This is a genomic window from Micromonospora sp. C41, from assembly GCF_018070485.1.
In the GTDB taxonomy this organism is placed as follows: Bacteria; Actinomycetota; Actinomycetes; order Mycobacteriales; family Micromonosporaceae; genus Micromonospora; species Micromonospora chalcea.
The window spans coordinates 81,394-98,224 of the sequence record NZ_JAGPXP010000011.1; the positions used below are offsets into that span (position 1 = coordinate 81,394).

Consider the following 16,831-nt stretch of genomic DNA (forward strand, 5'->3'; position numbering starts at 1 on the left):
CGGGCCGGCAGGTCAGGTGGCCGGCAGGAGCGCGGCACGTCCGTTGTCGGCGAACTGCTTCTCGAGGTCCCGGACGTCCGCCTCGGTCAGCGGGCGGTACGCGGTGGACGCGCCGTCGCGGACCCAGACGGGGTCGGTCGTGACCCAGGCGGTACGGCGCAGGATCTGCTTGGCGACCTTGCCGTTGCCGGTGCTGGGGATCTGGTCGACGATCCGCACGAAGCGGGGCCGCCACTTGGTGCCGAGGTCGGCCTGCTCGTCGAGGAAGGCGGTGAACGCCTCGGGGTCGAAGGTGGCGCCGCTGCGCAGCTGGATCACGCACATGACCTGGTCGCCGGTACGCGGGTCGGGCACGGCGAAGACGGGGGCGACCGCCACCCGGTCCCAGCGCTCGATGATCCGCTCGGCGGGGCCGGCCGCGAAGTTCTCGCTGTCGACGCGGATCCAGTCCGAGGAGCGGCCGGCGAAGTAGAAGTAGCCGTCGGCGTCGCGGTAGGCCAGGTCCCCGGACCAGAAGTCCTCGCCGCGGACCCGCTCGGCGGCGGCCTCGGGGTTCTTGTAGTAGCCCTCGAACTTCGCCGCCATGCCGACGCCGACGAGCTGGCCGATGGCCTCGTCGGCGTTGAGCAGCCGCCCGGTCCCGTCGAGCCGGGCCGGCGGGCACTCCAGCCCGGTCTCCTCGTTCATGACCTTGATCTCGGCGCCGGCGACGGCCACACCGAGCGCCTCGGCGGGCGTCTCAGGGGTGCGGTTGATCCGCATGACGCCCTCGCTGGAGCCGTAGCCCTCGGAGATGACGACACCGAAGCGCTCGGCGAAGCGGGCGATGTCGGCGGCCGAGGCCTCGGTTCCGACGGCGCGCCGCAGCGTGCTCGTCGCGTCGCGGGGGTCGACCGGCCGGGCCAGGATGTAGGCCAGTGCCCGGCCGACGTAGTTGAAGTAGGTGACGCCGTGCTCGTGCACGTCGCGTACGAAGCCGGACGCGGAGAACCTGCGGACCATGCAGATCGTCGCGCCGCAGACCATGGCGGGGCCGAGGTTGAGCATGACGGCGTTGCCGTGGAACAGCGGCATCGCCAGGTAGCTGACCGAGTCGCGGGTCAGCTCGGTGCGGGCCAGCAGCGCCTCGGAGACCGCGGCGAGGCGCCCGTGGGAGCAGATGACCGCCTTAGGGGCGCCGGTCGAGCCGGAGGAGAACATGAGCAGCAGGTTGGCGCGCGGGTCGACCTCGTCGGTGGGTACCGGCGCGCCGGCGTGCCGGGCCAGCCAGGCGGCGTACTCCGGGGAGTCGATGTTGCGCACCTGCCCGGCGGGGATGCCCAGGTCGAGCCCGTCGACGAGGCCGGCGAGGCGGTCCTCGGTGAGGAGCAGGTCGGTGTCGGTGTGCCGCACGTCGTGGGCCAGCTCGGCGCCACGCCGGGTCGGGTTGATCCCGACCACTGTGGCGCCGGCCAGCGCGGCGGCACAGATCCAGTACACGTAGTCGGGGGTGTTCTCCAGGAGCAGCCCGATGTGCAGTGGCCTGCCGTCGGGCCGGGGCACGTCGTCCAGTGCCGCGGCCCGGTCGGCGGCCTCCTGCACGATCCGGCCCCAGGTGATGGTGCGGCCTTCGAAGAGCAGGCCGGGGTGGTCGTCGCCCGTGCGTGCCCGCACGATGTCGGCGAAGACGGCGGGTCCCGAGTTTCGGGCCACCGGGGCCTGAGTCGTCATTGACGTTTGCTCCGTCTCGTCCGTCGTCAAATGCGAATCACCAAACAAGCAAGCGCTTGGTCGAAGCGTAGAGTGAGGCTTGCCGCAGGTCAAGGCCTTGACAACGCTTCCCATGGGCTGCTCGCGGCGAGCGCCGAGCGCACCCGGTCGGTGTCCTCACCACGCCGGCGCGGGGCCCGTGGGACCCCCGCGGGTGTACGCGAGAAACGGGGCGTCGGGGCCGGCTGGGCGACCCCCTCGACCTCGACGACGGCGCCCCGGGCCCGCATCTGCGGGTGCTCGGCCGACTCGGCGATGTCCAGCACCGGATGCACGCACGCGTCGACGCCCTCGAAGACGCCGGTCCACTCCCGCCGGGTGCGGCCGGCGAAGACCGACGCGATCCGCTCGGCCCAGCCGGCCCACCCCGACTCGTCGAACTGCGCCGGCCCGTCCTCCGGATCGAGGCCGAGGGTACGCAGGAACGTGCGGTAGAACTTCGCCTCGATGGCCGCCACGGACATGAACCTGTCGTCGGCGGTGCGGTACACCCGGTAGAAGTGCGCCCCGCCGTCGAGGTAGTTCGTGCCACGGGTGAGGTTCCAGGCGCCCCGCGCGAGCATCGAGTGGATGACGACGGTGAGCAGCGCGCTGCCCTCGAGCATCGAGGCGTCCACGACCTGCCCACGCCCGGAGGAGACACGCTCCTGCAGTGCGGCCAGCACGCCGAAGGCCAGCATCATGCCGCCGCCGGCGAAGTCGGCCAGATACATCGGCGGTACGACGGGGCCGGTGTCGGGCAGGCCGATCGTGTCGAGCACCCCGGAGACGGCGATGTAGTTGAGGTCGTGCCCGGCGGCCGCGGCGAGAGGGCCGTCCTGGCCCCAGCCGGTCATCCGCGCCACGACCAGGCGCGGGTACCGCTCGGTGAGTTCGGCCGGGGCCAGGCCGAGACGTTCGAGCACCCCGGGCCGGAACGGGTCGAGCAGCACGTCCGCGTCGGCGAGCAGCCGGTGCACGAGCGCCCGGTCGGCCTCGGACTTCAGGTCGAGCGTGACTGTCGTACGGCCCCTGTCGATCGCGTTGACCTGCGCGCGCTCCCGCCGGTCGGGCTCGCCGGGCGGGTCCACCCGGACCACCTGGGCACCCATGTCGGCGAGCATCATCGTCGCGAACGGCACCGGCCCCTGCCCACCGAGTTCGAGGAGCCGCAGGCCGGCCAGCGGCCCTTCGAACCGCTGGCCGGGGACGCTGTTCACGCCTGCTCCTGGGCGCCGGCCGGGACCGGGAGGCCGGTCACGGCACGGGGGTCGGTGCTCCACGTCCGCGCGGTCACGCCCTCCTCGCGCAGGACGCGCTTGAGGACCCGCCCGACGGCGTTCTTGGGCAGTTCGGTGCGGACCTCGATGTGTGAGGGCACGGCGTACCGCGGGATGCGCGGGTGCAGCCACTCGAAGAGCTCAGCGGGGTCGATCTGGGCGCCGGGCGCGGGCACGACAGTCACCTTGAGGTCGTCCTCGGCCAGCGGGGAGGGGACGGCGTGGACGGCGACCTCGCCGACGGCCGGGTGGGTCGCGACGACGCCCTCGATCTCGAAGCTGGAGATGTTCTCGCCGCCGCGGCGCAGGTAGTCCTTGCCCCGGTCGACGAAGTAGAGGTAGCCGTCCTCGTCGAGGCGGCCGTAGTCACCGCAGTGGAACCACAGTCCCCGGAAGACCTCCAGCGTCTTCTCCGGCTCACGCCAGTAGCCGTTGAACATGATCGCCGGACGGTTGGGACGGGCGACGATCTCGCCGACCTCGCCGACGGGCAGCGGGTTGTCGTGCTCGTCGACGATGCGTACCTCGAAGGAGTCGTTGATCTTGCCGGCGCTCCCGGCCCGGTAGCCCCCGGGTGGGGTGAGGGTGATCAGGCAGGCCTCGGTCAGGCCGTAGGCGCCCGAGCCGACCCGTTCGACGCCGAAGCGCTCCGTCCAGCGAGCGGCGAGCTCGGCGGTGACCGGCGAGCCGGACACGACGCGCAGCCGGCCGAAGGCCTCGCGGGTGGCCTCGGAGTCGGGGGCGCCGGCGATCATCGGCAGCATCGAGCCCATGAGCGCGGCCATCGTCGCGCGGCTGCGCAGGATCTCGTTCCAGAAGCCCCGGACCGAGAAGCGCGACGCGAGGTCGATGGCCGAGCCGAGCTGGAGCGAACCCATCACGTGCCCGACGGCGGCCATGTGGAACAGCGGCATCGCCGTCCAGAGGACGTCGTCGGCGCGGCGTTCGAGGTTCTCGTGCATCTGGCGGGCCATGTTCGCCACGTAGCCGTGGCTGACCATGCACGCCTTGGACGGCCCGGTCGTGCCGGCCGTGTAGATGAGGTGGCTGGTGGCGTACGCGTCGAGGTCCGGGGTGGTCGTCACCGCCGAGCCCTCAGCGACGGCGGCGTCGAAGTCCACGACCTCGGTGGCCCAGGCGGGCGCCGGGCCCGAGGCGGGCCGGATGGGGGCGCCGACGAGGACCGGCACCCGTAGCTCCGTGCCGATGAGGGCGTCGTCCAGGACGGGCACGAACTCGTCCTCGACGATCATCGCGACCGGGTCGGCGTCGAGCACCTGGTGGGCCAGTACGGCGCCGCGGTTGCTCGTGTTGAGCGGGACGACGAAACCGCCGCGAAGCGTCGTCGCCCACCAGGAGAGCAGGGCCAGGCGGCCGTTGCGGGCGAGGACGACGACCCGGTCGCCGGGCGCGACGCGGTCGGCGAGGAACCCGGCGAGGCGACGCGACGCGGCGTCGAGCTCGGCCACTGTGAACGGGGCGCCGGCGAGGGTGAGGGTCAGGTCCGGCTGCTCGTCGAGCAGGCGGGACAGGGCGGGCAGGAGCGGGGTGGCTGCGGTGGGACGGTTCACTGGCTCTGGCTACCTTTCTTCGGGTCGGCCGCGCGCGGTGGCGGACGGCGGGGACCTGACGCTCAGCCCTTCGTCATCGCGACGGTCCGCAGGTCGAACAGGCCGAGGTTGGTCCACGGCAGCTGCTCGGCCCCGACGACCTTCGGGGAGGCGATGGTGGCGCTGGTGAGGTTGCAGATCGGGATGAACCACGCCTCGCTGAACAGCCGCTCCCACAGCTGGTGGTACTGCTTGGCGCGCTCCTCGACGCTGGAGCGGGGGTCGGCGGCCTTGGCCGCGATCGGGCCGATGACCTCCGGGTCGGTGGCGAGCTTGTAGTTGCCGATCAGGTAGTTGTCCACAGTGCCCGCCGGGTCGAGACGCGGATTGAACGTGTTGGACACCTCGAGCTCGAAGTCGCCGGCGATGAAGCGGGCCTCGGTCTCGGAGTTCGGCGTCGGGTTGAGCTTCGCGTCGATGCCGGCCTGGGACATGGCGGCCTGGATGGCGGTGGCGGGCTGCTCGGTGTTGGTGCCGGCGGAGAAGCTGATCGACACCTTCGCCCCGCCGACCTCGGAGATCAGCGCCTTGGCCTTGGCCAGGTCGAACTCGTACGGGTAGGTCGCCGCCGGGTCCTCCCACGGGCTGTCCGGGTAGATGCTGCGGGTGGGCGTGCAGGTGTCGGCGAAGAGCGCGCGGATGGCGGCCGGGTCGACCGAGCGCGCGATTGCCTCACGGACCCGCTTGTCCTTGAGGTCGCCCATGTTGGCGCGCAGCAGGATGCCGAGGACGTTGCGGAACGGCCGGGTGGTCACCTTGAGCTGGCCGTCCTCGCCGAGCTGGCGGGCCTGGGTGATCTCGTTGGCCGAGGAGACGAAGCTGAGGTCGGTCTGACCGCTGATGACGCCGTTGAGCCGGGTGGCGCCCTCGGGGACCCGGGTGATCTCCATGCCGGCGAGGCGCCCGGCGTTGGGGTCCCAGTAGGTGCCCTCGGCGCGCTTGACGACGTACTTCTCGTTCGGGATGAACTCGGTGACGACGTACGGGCCCGAGCCGGCCTTGCCGGGGGCGCGCTTGAGGTCGACGCCGTCGGCGATCGCCTTGGGCGAGACCATCATCCCGGCGGCGGTGGCCAGGGCCGAGGGGAGCACGGCGCCGGTGCCCGGCTTGAGGTTGAGGCGCACGGTGTGCGCGTCGACGACTGTGACGCCGGTGATGCTGGCGAGGTCCTGCTTGATGGTGCTCGTGGGCAGCGTCTGGCCGCGCTCGATGTTGACCTTGACGGCGTTGGCGTCGAAGGGCGTCCCGTCGTGGAACTTGACGTCGTCGCGCAGGGCGAGTTCGAGGTGGGAGCCGTCCTGGGCGTAGGTCCACTTCTTGGCCAGGCCGGGGACGACCTGGTCGGTGGAGTCGACCATGGTGAGCCGGTCGTAGATCAGCGTGAGGTAGGGGTAGCCGCCGGGGGCCGGCTGCGCCGGGTCGAGGTTCTGGAACGGCGACGAGGCGCTCACCCGCAGGACGGCGTCGGGGTCGATCTCACCCGTGGTGGCACCGGGGTCGCCGGTTCCGGTGGCGGAGCAGGCTCCGACGACGAGGGTGGCGGCGAGCAGGCTCGCGGCGACGGCGAGGCGTCGGCGGCGCGGGAGGCGAGACACAATGGTCCTTTCCTGACCTTCGGCCCGAGAGCGGGAGCGGCTCCGCGGGTCACCCGGCGGGTTCCCGGGGGCGGCCGGGCCGTTCGGCGGCGGCCGTGCGGGCGCGATGGTCATGGAGGTGATGGATGGCGGCGCTGGTGTGGAGCGCCTGTCCGGAGCTGATCGGCATCCGCGCCCGAGACTGGCGGTGTTGCGGCCGTTCGCGATCCAAACAAGCGCTCGATTGGGAACCGTAGGTGGCAGCGTGCGGGCACGTCAATAGGCGATCGGCAGCATGATCGACAAGGGGGCGGCGCGTAGCGGGCAACCGTTGCCAGCACGCGATCAGGTCGCTAAGGTGCGCATCAAGCAAGCGCTTGGTTGCTTGATGTCCGGCCGGCCAAAGGAGTCCGCACGGTGGAAGCCCCCCTCGCCACGGCACAGCCCCGCGACACCGGCATCGACGCGGTCGCCTCGGCCACCCGCCGGCTCATCGACGCGGTCACGCGCGCGGGCGGCGCCGTCGACCCCGACGCCGACGCGATAGTGGCCGACCTCGACGCGCTCACCGCCCGGATCGACGCCCACGCCCCGGACCTCGCCGAGCGGATCGCGACGATGTGGCGCCAGCCCGGCCCGGGCCGCTTCGACCCCGCCGGCGGCACCGAGAATCCGCTGTCGCCGCCGGTGTCCCTCTGGGTCGAGCCGGACGGTTCCTTACGCGGGGAGGTCACCCTGAGGCTTGCCTTCCAAGGACCACCCGGGCACGTGCACGGCGGCACCTCGGCCATGCTGATGGACCACGCCCTCGGCATCGCCAACGCCCGCGCCGGATACGCCGCGGTGACCGTCGGGCTCGACATCTCGTTCCGCGCGGCCATCCCGATCGGCTCGACGATCACGATCCTGGCCCGGCACGACGGGCGCGACGGACGCAAGGTGCGCAGCTCCGGCGAACTGCGCGTCGGGGACCTGACGTGCGTCACGGCCACCGGCACCTTCGTCCTCATGGACGACCCGTCCACGCGGGAGAAGTTCCGCCGAGCGTCGAGGGAGCAGGCATGAGCACCGATCCCCATCCGAGCAGCGCCGCACCCGGCCCGCTCGCCGGCCGCGGCGCGCTCGTCATCGGCGGGGGCGGCGGCTTCGGCCGCGCCATCGCCGCCGCGCTGGCCGCCGACGGCGCCGCCGTGACGATCATGGGACGGACCGAGGCGACGCTGCGGGCGGCGGCCGGGACGATCGCCGCGGCCGCCCCCGGAGCACCACCGGTACGGATCAGCGCCGGCGACTCCACCCGCGAAAAGGACGTGGCAGCAGCGGTACGCGCCGCCGACGAGACCCCGCTGGCCGCGGTCGTCACCACAGTCGGCGGCGGCACCTTCCGTCCCCTGCTCGCCCTCGACGCCGAGACCCTCGAACACGACTTCCGGCGCAACGTCACCACGGCGCTGCACGCCATCCGGCACGGCGGGCAGGCCCTGGCCGCGCGCGGCGGGGGCGCGATCGTGTGCACCTCGTCGAGCGCGGGCGGGCACTCCTTCCCGTTCATGCCGTCGTACTCGGTGAGCAAGGCCGCGCTCGAAGCGCTCGTCCGGGTCGCCGCCGACGAGCTCGGCCACCTCGCGGTACGGGTCAACGTGGTACGCCCCGGCATCGTCGCCACCGACGGCGAGAACCCGGGCCGGCTGCTGGCCGACCCCGAACTGGCCGCCGCGACGGTCGCCGAGAAGCCCCTGTCGCGGATCGGGCGCGCCGAGGACGTCGCCGCCGCGGTCCGCTTCCTCTGCGGTCCCGGCTCCTCCTGGATCACCGGCGCGTGCCTGCCCGTCGAAGGCGGGGCACACCTGCGGCGCGCGCCCCGGCTGGAGAAGCTCGCCCGGATCGTCAACGGCGACGAGGTCGTCGACGCCACCCTGGCGGGCCGCATCCCGTGACGGCGTCACAGACACCCGCAACCCGGATGGAGCTGACCACGACGCTGCCGCCGACGACGGCGCTGCGCGAGGTGCCCGCGGTCGTGGCGCGCATCGAACGGCTCGGCTTCGACACCGTGCACATCCCCGAGACGACGCACGACTCCCTGGCGGTCGCGCTGCTCGCGGCCGAGCACACCAGCCGGATCACCGTACGCACCAGCATGACGCTGGCCTTCCCCCGCAGCCCGATGGTGACCGCGTACGCCGCGTGGGACCTCGCGCGGTTCTCCGAGGGCCGCTTCCAGCTCGGTCTGGCCACCCAGGTGCGCGGCAACATCGTCGGGCGCTTCTCGGTGCCGTGGGAGCGGCCGGTGGAGAACCTGCGCGACTACCTCGCCTCGATCCGGGCGATCTTCGCCGCGTTCAGCACCGGCGAACCCCTGGAGCACGAGGGCAGCCACTACCGCTTCACCCGGCTGCAGCCGTACTTCAATCCCGGCCCGCTGCCGACCGCGGCCCCGGCGCTCTACACCGGCGGGGTCAACCGGCGCGTCTGCGAGGTGGCCGGCGAGCTCGCCGACGGCTTCGTCACCCACGCCACCAACTCGCACCCGAGTCACCTGCGCACGGTCGTACTCCCCGCGCTGCGCGCCGGGGCCGAACGGGCCGGACGCGCCGGGATCCCGCGGGTCGTCGTGGTGTCCAAGTCGATCACCGGGCCGACGCCGGCCGCGCTCGCCGCGAGCCGCGACTCCGCCCGCCAGGAGCTGGCGTTCCTCTTCTCCACTCCCGCCTACCGCACCACCCTGGACCGGCTCGGCCTGGGCCGGGTCGGCGAACGGCTCGCCGCGATGGCCGCCTCCGGGCGCTGGACCGGACTCGCCACCGTCCTCGACGACGAGACCCTGGCCGCTCTCATCCCGCACGGCACCTACGCCGAGCTGCCGGACGTGCTCGGGCAGGCGTACGGCGGCATCGCCGACGGGCTCGGGCTCGGGCTGCCGCTCGACCCGGACGACGACGAGGACTTCGGCGCGTTGCTCGAACGCCTCCGGCTCATCCCGACCAGTGCCGCGGCCACCATCCCGCCCGCGAACGCCGGCCCCACCAGCGCGACGCGCGGCGTCGCCGGATCGGAGACCCTGTCATGACCGCACGCATCGGGCTGCTCACCCCGGTCGTCGTCCAGCATCCGCGCACCGCGGCCGCCTGGGAACGGGACGTCCTGTCCGGCCCCGACGTCGGCGGCGCGCTGCTGGCCGTCGCCCGCGCCGCCGACGACCTGGGCTACCACCACCTGACCTGCAGCGAGCACGTCGCCGTGCCCGCCCCGATCGCCGCCGAGCGGGGCGCGACGTACTTCGACCCCGTGGCCACGCTGTCGTTCCTCGCCTCGGCGACGCGCCGCGTCCGGCTCGCGACGAACGTCGTCGTCATCGGCTACCACCATCCGCTCGCCCTCGCCAAGACCTACGGCACCCTCGACCTGCTCAGCGGCGGCCGCGTCGTCCTCGGGATCGGGGTCGGCAGCCTCGAAGAGGAGTTCGACCTGCTCGGCGCCGAGTTCGCCGGGCGCGGCGCGATCGCCGACGAGGCGATCACCGCCCTGCGCGCGGCGTGGGGCAGGGCAGTGCCGCACCACGAGGGGCCCCGGTTCACGTTCACCGACTTCGTCGTCGAACCGCACGCGCCGCGCACCACGGTGCCGATGTGGATCGGCGGGCGCACCCGCCGCTCGCTGCGCCGCGCCGTGACGTACGGCACCGGATGGGCGCCGTTCGGCCTCGGACCGCGGGAGCTGACCCGCATCTGGGAATCCGTGGAACGCCCGGACGGCTTCGACCTCGTGCTGCAGATCCCGCCGCTGGACCCGCTCGGCGACCCGGACGGCTCCCGCGCGCACCTGCGCACGGCCGACACCGTCGGGGCGACCGCTGTCAACGCGAGCCTCGTGGCCACCTCGGCCGCCCACCACCTCGAGCAGATGGCAGCGCTGCGCGAACTCGCCCCGGAACGCTTCGAGACGAACCCGGCCTGACCGGCCGCCGACCGGTTCATCCGACGAGACCCGATCGAAAGGAACCCACCATGAGCGACTCGCAGCCCGACCGGCTCGCCCTGCTCGAGGCTCGCCTCGAACAGGCCGAACGGCGCCTCGCCGCAGCCGAGGACCAGCTCGCCCTCTGGCGGATCGTGGCCAGCTACGGCCCCGCCGTGGACAGCGGCTCGGCCGAGATCACCGCCCAGCTGTGGACCGAGGAGGGCGTGTACGACACCTTCCCGGTCGTGCTCAACGGCCGGGACGCGCTGCGCGGCATGGTCAACGGTGAGCGGCACCAGGCCCTGATCAACAACGGCGCCGCCCACCTCATGGGGCTACCGCACATCGTCGTCGACGGCGACCGGGCCGTCGTGACGAACTACTCACAGCTCGTGCTCAGCGCCCCCGACCAGAACGGCTACCGGATCTGGCGTACCGGCTCCAACCGGTGGGAGTTCACCCGCACCGACGAGGGCTGGAAGGTGACCCACCGCTGGAACCGCCAGCTCGACGGCACCGACGAGGGCCGCGACCTCCTCGCCCGCGCCGTCGAATCCGAGGCCTGAGGCCGTGCGCATCGGCCTCAGTTCCCCGGTCCTGGCCGACTCCGGGCCCCGGCCCCCGTGGGAGGCCGAGGCCGGGGTCGCCGAGTTGCGCACCGTCTTCACCACCGCCGACCGGCTCGGGTACGAGTTCTTCACCTGCCCGGAGCACGTCAGCGTGTCACCGGGGCTGGCCCGGGGTGAACGCTTCTACGACCCGGTCGCGACATTCTCGTACCTCGCGGCGATCACCGAGCGGATCCGCTTCCTGCCGTACGTGCTCGTGCTCGGGCTGCACCATCCGCTCGAGTTGGCCAAGCGGTACGGCACCCTCGACCACCTCAGCGGCGGGCGGGTCGTCCTCGGCGTCGGCGTCGGCAACCTGGAGGAGGAGTTCGCGCTGCTCGGGCGTCCGTTCGCCGACCGCGGGCCACGGGCCGACGACGCCCTGCGGGCGCTGCGGGCGTCCCTGTCGGTACGGCTCGCCACCTACCACGGGGAGTACTACCACTTCACCGAGCAGGTGATCAGCCCGCACGCGGTTCAGGAGAAGGTCCCGATCTGGGTCGGTGGCCACAGCAGGCGCGCCCTCCGGCGTGCTGTCACCCTGGGCGACGGGTGGGCGCCGGCCCCCGTCACGTATCGCGGGCCGGACCTGGAGACGCTGCCGCGGATGCTCGCCGAGCACGACCTGCCGGACGGGTTCGACGTCGTCATCACGCCTCCGGCCCGCCTCGACCCGACCGGCGCCCCCGAGGCCGCGCTGGACCTCGTCGGCCGGATCGGCGAGGCGGGCGCCACCGTGGTCAACCTCGTCGTCCGGCACCGTGACCTGGCCGAGTACCTCGACCAGCTCGCCGCGGCAGCGGAGCTCTTCGGTCTCGACCGCCGCGACTGAGCACTGCCGTGGACGCCGGGACCCGTCGACGAGCCCCGGCGTCCACGGTCACGCCTCGTTCGGCATGTTCGACCAGCCCTTGCGGTCGGCACGCGCGTACCAGCCCGATGCGGCCAGGGTTCCTCCATCGACGGGGATCGTGTGCCCGGTGACGAAGCGGGCGTCGTCGCTGGCGAGGAACTCGACCACGGCGGCATAGTCGTCGGGCTCGCCGAAGCGTCCGACGGGGATCCACGTACGGATCAGCTCCGGGTCGCGTCCGCGCAGCATCGCCGCGGCCGGTGTCTGGGGCGTGTCGGCGAGGTCGGGCGCAATGGCGTTGACCCGTACCCCGTGGCCGGCGACCTCGACGGCGAGGCTCCTGGTGAAGGCGCTGACCCCGGCGTTGTAGGCGGAGTACGGGGCGCACGCCGGGATGCCCCGGAAGGCCTCGACTGTCGAGTTGTTGACGATGGCGCCACGGCCCCGATCGACCATGCCGGGCAGCAGCGCATGCGTCATCGCGAGCACGTGCCACAGGTTGATCTCGTAGAGCGCCTGCCACTGCTGCGGGGTCGAGTGCAGGAAGGTCTTGGCGGCCGGGCGGAAGTCGCCGACGTTGTTGACGAGCACGTCGACCCGCCCCGAGTCGACGGCCGCAGCGGCGGCGACCGCGGCGGCGACACCGTCGGCGGTGCGTACGTCGGCGAGGACGACCTCGACCTCGCCGCCGGCGCTCCGGATGTCGGCGGCGGTGCCGGTGGCGGCCTCCCCGTCGATGTCGACGAGGACGACGTGGGCGCCAGCGGCGGCGAGACGGCGGGAGATGCCGCCGCCGATCCCGAGGGCGCCGCCGGTGACGACAGCGATCCGGCCCTCGAGCCTGCGGGTGGCGCTCATCTGCCGGTTCCTTCCTCGTCGGCCCGGGTCACGGAGACGCGGTGGCGTTCGATCCAGTTGACGGTCACCGCGCGACGGGTGAAGGCCCATCCTTCGCCGGTACGCGCGTACTCGTCGTCGTAGTGCAGGAACCAGACCACGTCCGAGGGCCCGTCGCGACCGGGAAGCAGGTGGTGGGCCGTGCCGCGAACCCGGCCACCGGCCCCGGTCGACGTCGGCAGGTAGCGCGCCCCGGCCACGACGTGAGTCGTCGCCAGGGTGCCGGCGAGCGCCCCTAACGCGGCCACGACAGCGGCGCGGCCGACGTGGGGCACGTGCGGGCCGAGGTGCGCCGGCGGCTCGGGAACCACCAGGACGCCGTCCGGGACGAACAGCGCGCCGATCGCTGCCGCGTCGCGGTCGTCGGCCGCCGCGGCGTACGTCTCGGAGAGCGCGCGCAGCGCGGTGAGGTCGGCCGCGCCGAGGCCGGTCACGCCGCGCGAGCGGTCGCCGCGCGCACGACCTGGACGAGCTCGGCGACGGCGCGCTCGCAGTCGCCGCGGGTGTAGCCGAGCAGCGCGGTCTCGGCCGGATCCGGCTCGTAGGCGAGAACGTTTCCGCGACCCTGGACGATCATCGAGTCGGGCATGAAGGGGTGCGGCTCGTCGCGCTCGGCGATGGTGCGGTTGCCCCCGGCCGCGTCGACCAGCAGCTGGAAGAACTGCGTGAACGTCAGGTTGGCGTCACCGACGAGGTAGGCCGCGCCCGCCGCGCCACGGTCGAGCGCGCCGCCGATCGCCTCGGCCAGGGACCGGGCCGACATGTAGTTCGTGCCGCCGGCCGGCGCGTGGTCGGGGATCTGCGGCTCGTTGCCGGCCGCCCAGGACACCATGCGGCGGTAGCGCTTTGCCGTGACGCCGGGGATGGCACCGATGATCGAGGGCGGGTTGAGGGTGCAAACCGTGAAGGAGTCGTCAGCCAGCGCCCGGGCACCCTCGTCGGCGTCGCGGCGGGCGGCGACGTAGGCGCTGGAGTCGGCCAGGTCGGGTCGCAGGTGGTGGTAGTAGCTGCCGACCTGGACGAAGCGGGAGACGCCCGCACTCTTGGCGAGGGCGGCGAAGGCCGGCACGCCCGCGCTCTGGGTCTCCTTCCAGAACGTGGCCTCGTCCGCGTCCCGGGGCAGGTGGCGTACGTCCTGCCCGGCCGCGAAGACGACCGCGTCGAAGGGGGCCAGGTCCTGGCGGGTGAAGGTCTGGCGGGCGTAGTCCCCGCGGAGGACGGGCAGGCCGGCGACGGGTGAGTCCGCGTCGACCGTCCCTCGGGCGGCGACGGTGACGTTGTCTCCCCGGTCCCGCAGGTGAAGGGCGGTGTGGACCCCGATCATGCCGGTTCCACCGACCACGAGTACCTCCATCGCGAGGTCTCCTTGCGTAGTGAGGCGGCTCCCCCGGCGTGCGTTTGGGAGCCGGCATGACTTCCGTATCAACCAACCAAGCGATTGGTAGGTTAGCACGAGCAGGCGCTCACCGCGCCAGGCGTCGCCGCGCCGACATCGACCTGCGACTCAGCCGCCCGCGACTTCCTCGACATCGATGCCGCCATCAGCGGCCGGTACACCCTCGACCAGCTCTGCGACCTCGCGCACGCCGCCGACGACGGATTCGACCGGAGCGTGTTCGCCGCAATGCTTCGCCACGTCGACCGCTTCGACGACGAAGACTTCACCGACTACGGTCTGGCATCGCATGAGGTCGCCGACATGCGAGCTCGCGTCTCTGCAGGGCGGACCGCCCTGCTCCGAGAAGTCGAATAGGCTCGATCAACCTGCTCTGCTGCCCCCGTCTCCTCGGCCTGTTCGACTCACGGCACGTCCGGGTCAGGGTGCTCGGTCCGACAGCGGCTCGCGGCAGCGTCATCGATCAGGCATCTGTCGAGCAGCCAGTCAATGGCCCGGCGGGTTGCCCGAGCTTGGTGGAAGGCATGCCAGACCGTCAGCAGGTGCGGATACTCGTCGTGCAGTTCGTCCCTGAACCGACGGAAGGCACCCCTGCCTTGGACGGCCCGTAAGAGCCTGCGGCCCGCCTGCTCGTCGCTGACCGCTGGGCAAAGTCGACCATGTCGCGGTGCCAGACGGAGGGCGGCAACGCCTCGATCGAAACCAGATCGAGTTCATCGAGGTCGACCGGTGTCTTCCCGTCGATGCCGCCGTCAGCCGTCCACATCCTGATCTCCCCGCTGGCCGGATCGATGAGCCAGCGGTACTCGTACGCGCTCTGGTCCTGCAGCGCTGTGGCGATCTCTTCGAGATCGAGGTGGCGTACGTCGAGCATGATGTCCACTCCCGTTGCCGGGGTCGTCGGCGACCACGGCAGGTGCTCTTCCCTCTCGGCCGCGAACTAGAGCGCGGCGGTGTCCCGGTAGCTGCGGCGACAGATGGACACCCCTGCGGAGATGAGGCCGATGAGGATCGGGTAGACGGCGCAGCGCTCGACGAGGCCGACCAAGACGTTGGCCCCTGAGCCGGCGACGGCGAGGAAAGCCGCCGTGGAGACGAGTCCGAAGGCGCCGAGCATGACCATGGCCTTCCCGGGCTTCCTGCCGATGCGGAGGTCTCGGTACATGCGCCCGAGCACGATGATCAAAATGTTGCCGCCGACGATGGCGGCCATGGCGCCCAGACCGTGGAAGTCGACAGTGCCCTGCCGGTCGGCTTCGCCGTCGCCGGGGAAGAGCGCCAGCACGACGCCGCCGGCACCGACCAGGGCGGCCATGCCGAGCAGGCCCCCCCGGCGCCAGCCTCGCAGGCCGTTGAGCAGGGCGACACCGATGAACACCAGGACTCCGAAGAGGAAGAAGCCGGTGTTCATGACCCACCAGAGGGGCGAATAAATGTACTGGCCGAACGCGGTCAACGGGCCGTGGACTCCGAGGTCGCTGATGTAGTGGTAGGTGTAGCTGTAGGGCGGGCTCCGCCAGGCCGCGGCGGCGACGAACTCGAGCAGCAGAAAGATCGCTGCTGCGGCGGCCAGCGCCGCCCCGGCGGGCTGGCGCTGGCCGCTCCGGTACGCCGCAGAGACGGTTGCCTTCGGCGTTGCCTTCACCAGTTGTGTCATGGCCGGGAGCCCTTCGGCGAGGTCGGCAGGGGCAGAGGAGCCTGGTATCACTACGGAAGTGTAGTGATACCAGTTTTGGTGTCAATACCATCATGGTCAGAGTTGTACGATGACGGCATGGCAAGGGAGCCGAATCGAACTGGGCGGCGCGAGCGCAAGAAGGCCGTGACCAGGGCCTCGATCCTGCGAGCTGCGCAGGAGCTGTTCCTCGAGCGCGGCTTCGACGCGGTGAGCGTGCGGGAGATCGCCGACCAGGCGGACGTCTCCCCCACCACTGTCTTCGCCCACTTCCCCCAGAAGGAGGCACTCCTCTTCCACGAGGAAGACGCGCAACGCGAGCGACTCGTCGCCGCCGTGCGCGAGCGGCCGGCCGGCCTCTCGATCTCGGAAGCGCTGAAGGCCCACTACCGCTCCGAATTCGTCGCCATGTGGTCCGGCGAGGAAGCGCCGCTCCGCCGCCGGGTCATGTCGCTGATGGAAGCCACACCGGCCCTCCAGGAGTACGCCTCCCGGATGTGGCTCCGCCATGAGGACGCACTCGTCGCAGCCATCACCGAGGATCTCGGCCTGTCCCAGCCGAGCGACGACATCCGGATCTACGCCCGGTTCGCCCTCCAGATCCAGCTACTCGTGACGAGTGACACCGATCCGATGCTCGACGCGGGATTCCGGATCCTCGATCAGGGCTGGAGTGAGCACGACCCGGCGCGAGGCACGTAGCGTCCACGCCAATGGGCGTATGGAAACCTCACGGCCCCGTCACAGTGACGGGCTTCCCGTTGAGGTCATCGCCGACCCCGACGACTCCGGGCGGTTCAGTGGGTGGGGTACGCGAACGGCCCGGGCCGTTCGCGGTGCTACGACGCGCTGAGCCGCTCCTGCGCCTCGAACAGTTCGTCGCCATGCTCGGTGACCCAGACGCCCAGCGCCCGCATCGGGCCGTCGGCGAAGCTGCGGCCGAGATCGGTGAGCGCGTAATCGACCCGGGGCGGCGCCTGGGGGAAGAACCGCCGCTCGACCAGGCCGTTGCCGACCAGCCTGTGTACGGCCTCGGTAAGCGCCTTGTCGCTGATTCCTCCGATGCGTGCCCGCAGTGAGCGGCGGCGGAGGGCGCCCTCGGCCAGCGCGGCCAGCACGACCGCATCCCACGTGTGCGCGAACAGGTCCGTCGCCATCCGCATCCGGCAGTCAGCCACGAGTTCCTCGCAGAGGTCGCCGTCACCCATGCGCCCATCCTGGCACGCCCGACATGCACCATCCGGTGCGCG

General features: G+C 72.0%; 18 protein-coding genes. 7 read left to right on the plus strand and 11 right to left on the minus strand.

The window, feature by feature from the left end; translation table 11 throughout:
- Positions 1-12 precede the first annotated feature (12 nt).
- The 4 genes from KBX43_RS14500 to KBX43_RS14515 form a co-directional block, all read right to left on the minus strand.
- Positions 13-1,710 (minus strand): AMP-binding protein, encoded by a 1,698-nt coding sequence (locus KBX43_RS14500; protein ID WP_210884788.1) that lies wholly within the window; start codon positions 1,708-1,710, stop codon positions 13-15.
- An 89-nt stretch (positions 1,711-1,799) separates the two neighbouring features.
- The gene (locus KBX43_RS14505) at positions 1,800-2,948 is read right to left on the minus strand and encodes a CaiB/BaiF CoA-transferase family protein (protein ID WP_064446354.1); all 1,149 of its coding nucleotides are present in this window, start codon (positions 2,946-2,948) and stop codon (positions 1,800-1,802) included.
- Positions 2,945-4,579: an AMP-binding protein gene (locus KBX43_RS14510; RefSeq protein WP_064446355.1), complete on the minus strand. Its 1,635-nt coding sequence runs from the start codon at positions 4,577-4,579 to the stop codon at positions 2,945-2,947. Before KBX43_RS14510 ends, KBX43_RS14505 begins: the two co-directional genes overlap by 4 nt.
- 62 nt (positions 4,580-4,641) lie before the next feature.
- Positions 4,642-6,213: an ABC transporter substrate-binding protein gene (locus tag KBX43_RS14515; protein ID WP_209961400.1), complete on the minus strand. Its 1,572-nt coding sequence runs from the start codon at positions 6,211-6,213 to the stop codon at positions 4,642-4,644.
- A 396-nt stretch (positions 6,214-6,609) separates the two neighbouring features.
- Between KBX43_RS14515 and KBX43_RS31895 the strand changes: the two genes are divergently transcribed.
- The 6 genes from KBX43_RS31895 to KBX43_RS14545 are packed head-to-tail and all read left to right on the plus strand — an operon-like array spanning position 6,610 to position 11,592.
- The gene (locus tag KBX43_RS31895) at positions 6,610-7,257 is read left to right on the plus strand and encodes a PaaI family thioesterase (RefSeq protein ID WP_209961398.1); all 648 of its coding nucleotides are present in this window, start codon (positions 6,610-6,612) and stop codon (positions 7,255-7,257) included.
- Positions 7,254-8,129, plus strand: coding sequence for an SDR family NAD(P)-dependent oxidoreductase (locus KBX43_RS14525; RefSeq protein ID WP_113974432.1), 876 nt, complete (start codon positions 7,254-7,256; stop codon positions 8,127-8,129). Before KBX43_RS31895 ends, KBX43_RS14525 begins: the two co-directional genes overlap by 4 nt.
- A 26-nt stretch (positions 8,130-8,155) precedes the next feature.
- Positions 8,156-9,262 carry a TIGR03617 family F420-dependent LLM class oxidoreductase gene (locus KBX43_RS14530; protein ID WP_043330306.1) on the plus strand — a complete coding sequence of 369 codons (1,107 nt, stop codon included), beginning with the start codon at positions 8,156-8,158 and terminating at the stop codon, positions 9,260-9,262.
- Entirely contained in the window at positions 9,259-10,149 is an 891-nt protein-coding gene (locus tag KBX43_RS14535) for a TIGR03619 family F420-dependent LLM class oxidoreductase (RefSeq protein ID WP_166456564.1), read from the plus strand. Before KBX43_RS14530 ends, KBX43_RS14535 begins: the two co-directional genes overlap by 4 nt.
- Positions 10,150-10,199: 50 nt before the next feature.
- Positions 10,200-10,718 (plus strand): nuclear transport factor 2 family protein, encoded by a 519-nt coding sequence (locus KBX43_RS14540; RefSeq protein ID WP_082930946.1) that lies wholly within the window; start codon positions 10,200-10,202, stop codon positions 10,716-10,718.
- A 4-nt stretch (positions 10,719-10,722) separates the two neighbouring features.
- Positions 10,723-11,592 carry a TIGR03619 family F420-dependent LLM class oxidoreductase gene (locus KBX43_RS14545; protein WP_210884809.1) on the plus strand — a complete coding sequence of 290 codons (870 nt, stop codon included), beginning with the start codon at positions 10,723-10,725 and terminating at the stop codon, positions 11,590-11,592.
- Positions 11,593-11,640: 48 nt separating this feature from the next.
- Here KBX43_RS14545 and KBX43_RS14550 read toward each other — a convergent pair whose 3' ends face one another.
- The 6 genes from KBX43_RS14550 to KBX43_RS14575 form a co-directional block, all read right to left on the minus strand.
- Complete coding sequence (locus KBX43_RS14550) at positions 11,641-12,471, minus strand: SDR family NAD(P)-dependent oxidoreductase (protein WP_043324845.1); 831 nt, start codon at positions 12,469-12,471, stop codon at positions 11,641-11,643.
- On the minus strand, positions 12,468-12,944 hold the full coding sequence (locus KBX43_RS14555) for a nuclear transport factor 2 family protein (RefSeq protein ID WP_187692484.1): 477 nt from the start codon (positions 12,942-12,944) through the stop codon (positions 12,468-12,470). The genes KBX43_RS14550 and KBX43_RS14555 overlap by 4 nt, the downstream gene beginning before the upstream one ends.
- Positions 12,941-13,864, minus strand: a complete 924-nt coding sequence (locus KBX43_RS14560) for an NAD(P)-dependent oxidoreductase (protein ID WP_113974440.1) — start codon at positions 13,862-13,864, stop codon at positions 12,941-12,943. Before KBX43_RS14560 ends, KBX43_RS14555 begins: the two co-directional genes overlap by 4 nt.
- 150 nt (positions 13,865-14,014) lie before the next feature.
- Positions 14,015-14,197, minus strand: a complete 183-nt coding sequence (locus KBX43_RS14565) for a hypothetical protein (RefSeq protein WP_113974442.1) — start codon at positions 14,195-14,197, stop codon at positions 14,015-14,017.
- Positions 14,198-14,310: 113 nt separating this feature from the next.
- Complete coding sequence (locus KBX43_RS32225) at positions 14,311-14,580, minus strand: UPF0158 family protein (protein ID WP_210884995.1); 270 nt, start codon at positions 14,578-14,580, stop codon at positions 14,311-14,313.
- A 266-nt stretch (positions 14,581-14,846) separates the two neighbouring features.
- Positions 14,847-15,563, minus strand: coding sequence for a DUF998 domain-containing protein (locus tag KBX43_RS14575; RefSeq protein ID WP_210884811.1), 717 nt, complete (start codon positions 15,561-15,563; stop codon positions 14,847-14,849).
- A 117-nt stretch (positions 15,564-15,680) separates the two neighbouring features.
- Here KBX43_RS14575 and KBX43_RS14580 point away from each other — a divergent pair, with 117 nt between their 5' ends.
- Positions 15,681-16,283, plus strand: coding sequence for a TetR/AcrR family transcriptional regulator (locus KBX43_RS14580; RefSeq protein WP_083297135.1), 603 nt, complete (start codon positions 15,681-15,683; stop codon positions 16,281-16,283).
- A 137-nt stretch (positions 16,284-16,420) separates the two neighbouring features.
- On the opposite strand, the gene KBX43_RS14585 is transcribed toward KBX43_RS14580, so the two are convergent.
- Positions 16,421-16,789 (minus strand): helix-turn-helix domain-containing protein, encoded by a 369-nt coding sequence (locus KBX43_RS14585; protein WP_069090057.1) that lies wholly within the window; start codon positions 16,787-16,789, stop codon positions 16,421-16,423.
- Positions 16,790-16,831 lie beyond the last annotated feature (42 nt).

Coding starts and splice junctions, on each gene's coding strand:
- KBX43_RS14575 (WP_210884811.1), bottom strand. CDS start 15,563: ATGACACAACTGGTGAAGGCAACGCCGAAGGCAACCGTCTCTGCGGCG.
- KBX43_RS14525 (WP_113974432.1), top strand. CDS start 7,254: ATGAGCACCGATCCCCATCCGAGCAGCGCCGCACCCGGCCCGCTCGCC.
- KBX43_RS14560 (WP_113974440.1), bottom strand. CDS start 13,864: ATGGAGGTACTCGTGGTCGGTGGAACCGGCATGATCGGGGTCCACACC.
- KBX43_RS14535 (WP_166456564.1), top strand. CDS start 9,259: ATGACCGCACGCATCGGGCTGCTCACCCCGGTCGTCGTCCAGCATCCG.
- KBX43_RS14500 (WP_210884788.1), bottom strand. CDS start 1,710: ATGACGACTCAGGCCCCGGTGGCCCGAAACTCGGGACCCGCCGTCTTC.
- KBX43_RS14530 (WP_043330306.1), top strand. CDS start 8,156: ATGGAGCTGACCACGACGCTGCCGCCGACGACGGCGCTGCGCGAGGTG.
- KBX43_RS14580 (WP_083297135.1), top strand. CDS start 15,681: ATGGCAAGGGAGCCGAATCGAACTGGGCGGCGCGAGCGCAAGAAGGCC.
- KBX43_RS14585 (WP_069090057.1), bottom strand. CDS start 16,789: ATGGGTGACGGCGACCTCTGCGAGGAACTCGTGGCTGACTGCCGGATG.
- KBX43_RS14565 (WP_113974442.1), bottom strand. CDS start 14,197: ATGCGATGCCAGACCGTAGTCGGTGAAGTCTTCGTCGTCGAAGCGGTC.
- KBX43_RS14550 (WP_043324845.1), bottom strand. CDS start 12,471: ATGAGCGCCACCCGCAGGCTCGAGGGCCGGATCGCTGTCGTCACCGGC.
- KBX43_RS14540 (WP_082930946.1), top strand. CDS start 10,200: ATGAGCGACTCGCAGCCCGACCGGCTCGCCCTGCTCGAGGCTCGCCTC.